The organism is Pseudomonas sp. SDT291_1_S447 (genome assembly GCF_054070155.1).
In genome coordinates this window covers 1-7,970 of sequence record NZ_JBSVXS010000181.1, presented here as the reverse complement: position 1 = coordinate 7,970, position 7,970 = coordinate 1, and the positions used below count along the sequence as shown (strand labels likewise).

Sequence of the window (7,970 nt, the reverse complement as noted above, 5' to 3'; positions counted from 1 at the left end):
GAATATCAGGCAAAAGTCAGTTGAGGGCTTCCCCTCAACCATAGAATCTCCCACAAAAGGCATCTGAAGTTTCGCCACCTATCCAATTTCAAATCCGGGTATTGCCGTTATCATGTCGCCCATCCTCAGTGCCCCAGCGGCGCGCCCCTGATCAATAGCGAACACCAACATGCACACCCTTGCTCAATTACGCGCCGGCGAGTTGTCGGGCATTACGCGACTGGATCTGTCCTGCGGACTGACCGAGTTCCCGCGCGAGATTTTCGATCTGGCCGATACCCTGGAAATCCTCAACCTCAGCGGCAACCAATTGAGTAGCCTGCCGGATGACTTGCACCGTCTGACACGCCTGCGCGTGCTGTTCTGCTCCGACAACCCGTTCACCGAACTGCCGGCCTGCCTCGGCCAGTGCGCTGCCCTGACGATGATCGGCTTCAAGGCCAACCGCATCGTCAACGTACCCGGCAACGCTCTGCCACCAGCGTTGCGCTGGCTGATCCTGACCGACAACTGCATCGAGAACCTGCCGAGCGAACTCGGTGAGCGCCCTGCCCTGCAAAAACTCATGCTGTCCGGCAACCGTCTGCAAACGCTGCCGCCCTCCCTGAGCAACTGCCATCGCCTGGAGCTGCTGCGCATCTCTGCCAACCGCCTGAGCGAACTGCCGCAGTGGCTGCTCAACCTGCCGAGCCTGACCTGGCTGGCCTACGCCGGTAACCCGCTGGAGACCGAGGCGGACGCCGCCGCGCTGGAAGCGACACCACAAATCTCCTGGTCGGCGCTGCGTCTGGAACAGCGTTTGGGCGAAGGTGCCTCGGGGGTGATTTCCCGGGCGAGCTGGCAACGCGCCGATGGCTCAGTGACACCGGTCGCGGTGAAGCTGTACAAAGGTGAAATGACCAGCGACGGTTCGCCGCTGCACGAAATGAATGCCTGTATCAGCGCCGGCCTGCATCCCAATCTGATCCGGGTCGAAGGGCGCATCATTGGCCATCCCGACGGCCAGCAAGGCTTGGTGATGCAGTTGATCGATCCGTCGTTCGGCAACCTCGCCGGTCTGCCGAGCCTGGCGTCTTGCTCACGAGATGTTTACGCCGATGATTGCCGGTTCACTGCCGAGGTCGCGCTGAACATTGCCAAAGGCATCGCTTCGGCAGCCGATCACTTGCACCAGCAAGGCATCACCCACGGCGATCTCTACGGGCACAACATTCTGTTGAATGAGCGCGGCGATTGCCTGCTCGGGGATTTTGGCGGAGCGTCGTTCCACGCCGTTGCCGATACAGCGGAAACTCGCGCGTTGCAACGCATCGAAGTGCGTGCGTTCGGGATTTTGCTGGGGGAATTGCTGGCGCGCATCGACTCGGGGTTGAGTGATAAGCGGCGTGCGGTGCTTGAAGAGCTGGAGCGGCGTTGCTGTCAGGCGGATGTGCTGGCGCGGCCGGGGTTTGACGAAGTCATTCGGCAACTTGAGAATCTGTGACCGCTGCGCGGTCAATCGCGAGCAGGCTCGCTCCTACAGGGGATTTGTGAACGCCACAGATCCAGTGTGGGAGCTAGCCTGCCAGCGATGAGGCCATCACTGACGAAGTCGATCAGCCCGCCAGGCCGACAAACATGTCCTGCACGTCATCATGGTTGTCGAGGCCTTCAAGGAACGCTTCAACCTCAGCCATCTGCTCGTCGCTCAAACCGCTGACCGGGTTCTTCGGCTGGTAGCCGAGCTTGGCCGACAGCACGGTGAAGCCTTGCTCTGGCAGCGCTTTCTGCACCGCATCCAGATCAGTAGGATCGGTCAGGAACAGCGTCGCGCCCTCTTCGCCCGGCTCGAAATCCTGAGCACCGGCTTCGATGGCGGCCATTTCCGGATCGGCGTCCGGAGTGTCCGGCGAGGCTTCGATCATGCCGACGTGGTTGAAGTCCCAGGCCACCGAGCCGGAAGCACCCAGTTGGCCCTTGCGGAAGGCCACGCGGATTTCCGCGACAGTACGGTTGATGTTGTCGGTTACGCACTCGACGATCAGCGGCACCTGGTGCGGGGCGAAGCCTTCGTAGGTCACGCGATGGTATTGCACGGTTTCACCCAGCAGACCGGCGCCTTTCTTGATCGCGCGATCCAGGGTTTCTTTTGGCATCGAGGCTTTCTTGGCCTGTTCGACCACCAGACGCAGGTGTGCGTTGGTGGTGGTATCGGCACCGTTGCGGGCAGCGATGGTGATTTCCTTCACCAGTTTGCCGAAGATCTTGCCCTTGGCGTTGGCTGCCGCTTCTTTGTGTTTAACCTTCCACTGTGCGCCCATTACTCACTCTCTTGATCTGTGGCGCCGAGACATCTATTGGCCGACGCGTGCCGGCAAGTTTATACGGCCTAAAGTCGGCAATCGACCAAAAAAACAATGTGGAATCGACATCTTCACCAGACCTTGTAGGGCGATTCTGAAAACACCCTTTGACATGACCTTTCGGCGCTGGGGTTTCGTACCCTCTTAAACCCGTATTGCCTGACAGAGCCTGTTCGAATGCTCAATGACAAGGAAAGTCCGTTTACCCTGACCCTGACCAATAGCGGTTTATGCCTGCCGGTGTTGCGCTTTCGCGGCGAGGAAGCGCTCAACCAGCCGTACCGGTTCGACATCGAACTTATCGGTCTGGCCCCCGCCGTGGCGCCGGGTACGCTGTTGCAGCAACCGGTATTCCTGCGCCTGGACGACCATCACGGGATTCACGGGATTATCCACAGCGCCAGTTGTGAACATTGCGGTACCCATCGCATCGGCTATCGCCTGATGATAGTGCCGTCGCTGCAGCGGTTGGCACAGCCGAGCAGGCGTCGGGTGTTCGTGCAACAGAGCGTGCCGCAGATTCTCCAGCAGTTGCTCGCGGAAAATGCTCTGCCCGCCGAGGGCTACCGGATTGAAATGACCGTGGGGTGCTATCCGGTGCGGCCGTTCTGCATCCAGTTCGAGGAAAGCGATCTGGCACTGCTGCACAGGCTCTGCGAGGAAGAAGGTATCCACTATCACTTCGAACACCGCGCGGACGGTCACGTCGTGGTTTTCGCCGATGACAGCCTGAGTTTGCCGCAAGAACCGGCCCTGCTGCCGTTCATGGATGAACAGCAAACGCGCTCACCCTGCGTCAGCGCGCTATTCCAGCATCACCACGCCACGCCCATGACGACACTGCCCACGGTACGCAATCGGGGGCAGCGGGCCATCGACGAGGACGCTGCCAATCAAAGCCGATCAATGGCCCGGCCGCCGGTGCTTTCTCTGGAACAACGCCACAGCGAACAACGCAGTCGACGGCACTTGGAGCGACAACGCTGCCACCTTCGTTCGGTCAATGGCCGCAGCGACTGTATCGGGTTGCTTAGCGGACATTTGCTGCAAGTCAGCGAACATCCGATCAACAGCTTCAACGAACAATGGCGGATCACTGCCATTAGCCATCAGGGTCAACACCCCTCGATTCTTGACCCGACGCCGACGGTACACCGCTATCACAACGATTTCACTGCCCAACCGTGGTCGACAGACTTTCGCCCGCCGCTTAAACAACAGCGCCCGAGCATCGCCGGGTATCACTTGGCGAACGTACTTGGTATCGAGGGGCAACCGGCAAGACTCGACGACCAGGGGCGCGTCGCCGTCAGGTTGTGGCCAGCGGATTCAGCACCCAATGACGATGCCAATGCCGATGCGATATGGCTGCCCATCGCCATGACCAGGGCCAACGGGCGAATCGTCCCTGAGGAGTTACCCTGTGTCGGCAGCGAAGTGTGGGTGAGCTTTCTCGACAGCGATCCGGATCGGCCCATTCTATGCCTGGGCAACTCACGCAAGCCCCCGCCTCGCGAGTCACCGCGCGCCCGCGACAGCAGCTTATTGCTCGACTGGCTGCTCAATAGCGACGCCCATTAGCCCCAATCGGCAGGAGCTGCCGCAGTTCCTGGCTGTGCAGCAGTGCATTAACCTTTGTCAGCCTTGCCGGCCGCTGCGGCGAATTTCGCCAGACGCACGTCGAGATGCCGAGGGCGCCGCCCGTGATCCTCGGCGCGCTCCTTGCGGCGGATCGCATTGCGCACCATCAACGAGCCGAGGTAACGGATCGGCTCCGGCGGGAAGTAGCCGAGCGGCCCGTTGATCAGCGGCGAGCGCGTCCACGGGTTGTCCAGGCCTTGCACCAGTGACGCGAGAATCTGCCCGCCCATATGACACGGGCCGACGCCGCTGCCCGAATAACCGAAACCGTAAAACACATTGCCCGCGCTGCTCATCTGGCCGAAGAACGGCAAGCCAGTGACCGAGCGATCCGACGGGCCGTTCCAGGTGGCATCTACTTTTACATCGGCAAACGCCGGGAAGAAGTCGGCGAGGCTGTTTTTCAACAGGCCGGCATACGGCGATGGCTGATCGAACACCGGCAGCATGCGCCCGCCAAACGCGAAGGTGTTGCCACCCTTGCCGAGCATGATCCGGCCGTCCGGGGTGTTGTGGTAGTAGTGCACGAAAATCCGCGAATCAAGCACCGTCACGCCGCTGGTCAAACCGATCTCCTGCAACAGCTCCGGGCGCGGTTCGGTGATCAACATATCGCTGGAAACAATCGCCACGCTGCGCTCGAATTGCGGGAAAGCACGGGCCATCCACGCATTCATCGCCAGCACCACGCGATCGGCAACGATGCTGCCGTTCGGCGTTTGCAGGCGTGCAGGACGCCCTTCTTCCAGCCCGCTCATTGCCGTGTTTTCGTGAATCTTCACACCCAACTGCAATGCCACCCGACGCAAGCCACGCACCAGTTTGCCCGGCTGCACACTGGCCGCTGCCGGCGAGAACCAGCCTTCCAGATGCTTGCTCGAACCGGCCATGCGCTGCACATCGGCGAGCGGGCGCTGGGTGAACGAGTTGATACCGTTGCGCTCCAGTGCGGCAATCACCGCGTCGGTCGAGCCGACCTGCGCGCGGTTGGTCGCGGTGTACAGCGTGCCGTCGAGACGGTAATCGGCATCGACGCCGTACTGCTCACAGAACTCGCCGATCGCGTGGATACTGCGTTCCGATTCCTTGACCAGACGCACCGCTTCCTCGACGCCAAACAGGCGCTCAAGGGTGAAATATTTCGCCGACCACGACAACGCACATCCGCCATTACGGCCACTGGCGCCGGCGCCGCAGATGTCCGCTTCGATCAGCAACACATCGAGTTCAGGGTTCTGTTGCTTGAGCATGATTGCTGTCCACAACCCGGTGTAGCCGCCGCCGACAATGCACACATCGGTGCGTACTTCGCCCTGCAACGGCGGGCAGGTTTCAGAGGTCTCGGCCTGCAAGGCCTGCTCCAGCCAAAACGGTCTCATGGGAAGGTTCTCCAGTCAGTAGGCCACAACAAAGCCTGCCGCGAGCACCGCAGCAGGCCGTGAGGCAAGGGGTTTCAGGAGCGCAGCGGTTTGATCGTCAGCGGGCAATTGGGGATTGAGGCACGCGGTTCCATCACGCCAACCGGGCGGCTGTTCCAGTGCGGAATCAGCACTAGCGCCGAGAACAATGCGCAACCGGCGAAGACGATAAACACCGTCACCGAGTCGAAGTAACCCGGCAGCAAACCGCCAAGTACCGCACCGACCGAGCCGCAGCCGTTGACGAAACCGGCCGCGGTGGCGCCAGCCTTGGCTTTGCCGAAGTCGATCGCGGCGGCACCGCTGATCATTGAATCCGGGCCATACAGGGTCAGGCCCATGACAAATAACAATGCGACCACCAGCAACACACTGCCGCTCTGCAACGCAGCCATGAACAGCGCCAGCGTCACGGTCAGCAAGAGCAGACTGATCACGCACGCTGGCATGCGCCGGGCACCGAACAGTTTGTCCGAGGCCAGCCCGATCAGGATCGGCCCGAGCAACCCGGCCAGTTCGAACGAAGTGGGAATGATCGCCGCGCCGACCTTGCCGACACTGGGCATCTGTTCAAAGACAATCACCGGGCCCCACAACAGAATCGCGTAACGCGCCGGTTTCAACATGAAATACGCCAGGCCCAGCACCAGCACCGTGCGGTTACGGAGGATTTCCTTTAACGGCTCCCAAACGCTGAGTTTGCTGTTGGCCTCGGTTTCTTCCGCCGTCAGTTCCGGCTCCGGCTCGACCGCCGGCAAGCCGACATCTTCCGGTTTATTGCGCTGGAAGATAAAGAACAACACCGCCACGACGGCGACCACCACCGCACTGGAAATGAACGCCGCGTGCCAGGTGCCCATCAAGGTGTACGCCCACCAGCCGGCGAACGGCGACGCCACCAGACCACCAAAGGCGTAGCAGGAACTCCATAACCCGAGCACTCGCCCGCGTTGTTGGGAGGGGAAAAAACTACCGAGGTTTTTGCACAATCCCGACCATCCGGTGGACTGCGCCAAGCCCTGAATCAACATGCAGGTGGCGAAGATCGGCAACGTGGCGTAACTGCCCATCACCAGCGCCGCTGCCGCGGAAATCAGCAGACCACCAAGCACCACGACCCGAGGACCAAAGCGGTCGGCGAGCATGCCCCAGGTGAACTGGCCGAGGGCATAAGCCGCCAGATAAATCGCATCGAGGTTGGCCATGGCCATCTTGTCGAGCATGAAGGTCGGGTCTTCGGCGATGCCGAGTTTGGCCACCGAAAACGCTTTGCGGGTGAAGTAGAAAGCGGCGTAAGCAAGCCAGGTAATCGCGAAAATCTGCACGCGCCAACGCGCAATGGTGCCGATGTGCTTGTTCATGGTGGTTCTGACCTCAGGGTGTGAGTGTGCCGGCAGAATCGTTAAGCAAAACGCCTGTGTTTTTATTGTTGAGCACTGCGATATCACCCCGTCCCTACGGCGATATCGGTCAGATGAGTCCTGCTGTTGCACGCACAGGCTCATGGCCAACGTGCTGCCCGAGCGGACAGTCAGCGATGGCGTGAGCCGATCAAAGCAATTACTGTTTAATAAATAAAATCGATTTATCGTATTTCACACATAAGCTCAGCTTGTTACTGACTAAACGATCAGGTGACTTCATGTCGGTGTCCCACGCCCAACTCAAAGCCTTCCACGCCGTGGCCGTGCATGGAAGCTTCACCAAAGCCGCCGAGCGCCTTTTTCTCACGCAACCGGCGATATCCGACCAAGTGCGCAAACTCGAAGAGCGTTTCGGCGTTTTGCTGTTCCACCGCAATAAACGTTCCGTACGCCTGACCGACCTGGGCGAGCGCTTACTGGCGATCACTCAGCGTCTGTTTGTAATCGAAGCCGAAGCGCAGGAATTGCTGCAGGAATCCCAGGCCCTGCAGACCGGCAGCCTGATTCTGGCGGTGGATGCGCCGGTGCACGTGCTGCCGCAGATCGCGCGGTTCTGTGAGCGCTATCCGGGAATCAGCGTGAAGATCGAGACCGGCAATACCGATGAATCGCTGTTTCGCCTGTTCAACTATCAGGCCGATCTGGCGTTGCTTGGGCGTGATGTCAGCGATGAACGCCTGCTCTGTGTGCCGCTGCGCAATGATCCGATGGTGGCGTTCGTGTCGCGCAATCATCCGTGGGCCGAGCGTGAATCGATCTGTCTGGAAGACCTGGATGACACGCCGCTGGTGTTGCGTGAGCACGGTTCGGTGACGCGGCAGACGCTGGAAGAGGAAATGGCGCGGGCGGGGTTTCGCATTCGCCCGGCGATTCAGGTGGAAGGCCGGGAAGCAGCGCGTGAGGCGGTGGTGGTCGGGATTGGTGTCGGCGTTGTTTCGGCGGCGGAGTTTGGTGCGGATTCGCGGGTGTGTGCGTTGCCGATTGTCGATTGCACACGACGGCTGACGGAGACGCTGGTGTGTTTGCGTGAGCAAAGCAATCGACGGGTGGTGGCGACCTTCCTCGATATGGTTCGCGACAGCCTTGTGTGAACCATGATGGCCCCTTCGCGAGCAGGCTCGCTCCCACATTTGGAATGCATATCC

At 60.4% G+C, this 7,970-nt stretch carries 6 protein-coding genes; 3 read left to right on the top strand and 3 right to left on the bottom strand.

Annotated elements, in window-relative coordinates:
* The first annotated feature begins 169 nt into the window (after positions 1-169).
* A complete protein-coding gene (locus tag ACW9IR_RS27815) occupies positions 170-1,483 on the top strand; it encodes a leucine-rich repeat-containing protein kinase family protein (RefSeq protein WP_457465808.1) in 1,314 nt (437 codons plus the stop codon).
* Positions 1,484-1,595: 112 nt separating this feature from the next.
* On the opposite strand, the gene ACW9IR_RS27810 is transcribed toward ACW9IR_RS27815, so the two are convergent.
* Positions 1,596-2,300, bottom strand: coding sequence for a YebC/PmpR family DNA-binding transcriptional regulator (locus tag ACW9IR_RS27810; protein WP_007917279.1), 705 nt, complete (start codon positions 2,298-2,300; stop codon positions 1,596-1,598).
* Positions 2,301-2,519: 219 nt separating this feature from the next.
* On the opposite strand from ACW9IR_RS27810, the gene ACW9IR_RS27805 reads away from it, so the two are divergent.
* Positions 2,520-3,923 carry a type VI secretion system Vgr family protein gene (locus ACW9IR_RS27805; RefSeq protein ID WP_457465806.1) on the top strand — a complete coding sequence of 468 codons (1,404 nt, stop codon included), beginning with the start codon at positions 2,520-2,522 and terminating at the stop codon, positions 3,921-3,923.
* A 47-nt stretch (positions 3,924-3,970) separates the two neighbouring features.
* On the opposite strand, the gene ACW9IR_RS27800 is transcribed toward ACW9IR_RS27805, so the two are convergent.
* Positions 3,971-5,362 carry an FAD-dependent oxidoreductase gene (locus ACW9IR_RS27800; RefSeq protein WP_457465804.1) on the bottom strand — a complete coding sequence of 464 codons (1,392 nt, stop codon included), beginning with the start codon at positions 5,360-5,362 and terminating at the stop codon, positions 3,971-3,973.
* A 74-nt stretch (positions 5,363-5,436) separates the two neighbouring features.
* A complete protein-coding gene (locus tag ACW9IR_RS27795; protein ID WP_110719329.1) occupies positions 5,437-6,762 on the bottom strand; it encodes an MFS transporter in 1,326 nt (441 codons plus the stop codon).
* 281 nt (positions 6,763-7,043) lie between these two features.
* On the opposite strand from ACW9IR_RS27795, the gene ACW9IR_RS27790 reads away from it, so the two are divergent.
* Positions 7,044-7,916 (top strand): LysR family transcriptional regulator, encoded by an 873-nt coding sequence (locus ACW9IR_RS27790; RefSeq protein ID WP_134178281.1) that lies wholly within the window; start codon positions 7,044-7,046, stop codon positions 7,914-7,916.
* Positions 7,917-7,970: the final 54 nt, after the last annotated feature.

Bases quoted from the DNA above. Each gene is read 5' to 3' on its own strand.
- ACW9IR_RS27815 (WP_457465808.1), top strand. From the start codon at position 170: ATGCACACCCTTGCTCAATTACGCGCCGGCGAGTTGTCGGGCATTACG.
- ACW9IR_RS27810 (WP_007917279.1), bottom strand. From the start codon at position 2,300: ATGGGCGCACAGTGGAAGGTTAAACACAAAGAAGCGGCAGCCAACGCC.
- ACW9IR_RS27805 (WP_457465806.1), top strand. From the start codon at position 2,520: ATGCTCAATGACAAGGAAAGTCCGTTTACCCTGACCCTGACCAATAGC.
- ACW9IR_RS27800 (WP_457465804.1), bottom strand. From the start codon at position 5,362: ATGAGACCGTTTTGGCTGGAGCAGGCCTTGCAGGCCGAGACCTCTGAA.
- ACW9IR_RS27795 (WP_110719329.1), bottom strand. From the start codon at position 6,762: ATGAACAAGCACATCGGCACCATTGCGCGTTGGCGCGTGCAGATTTTC.
- ACW9IR_RS27790 (WP_134178281.1), top strand. From the start codon at position 7,044: ATGTCGGTGTCCCACGCCCAACTCAAAGCCTTCCACGCCGTGGCCGTG.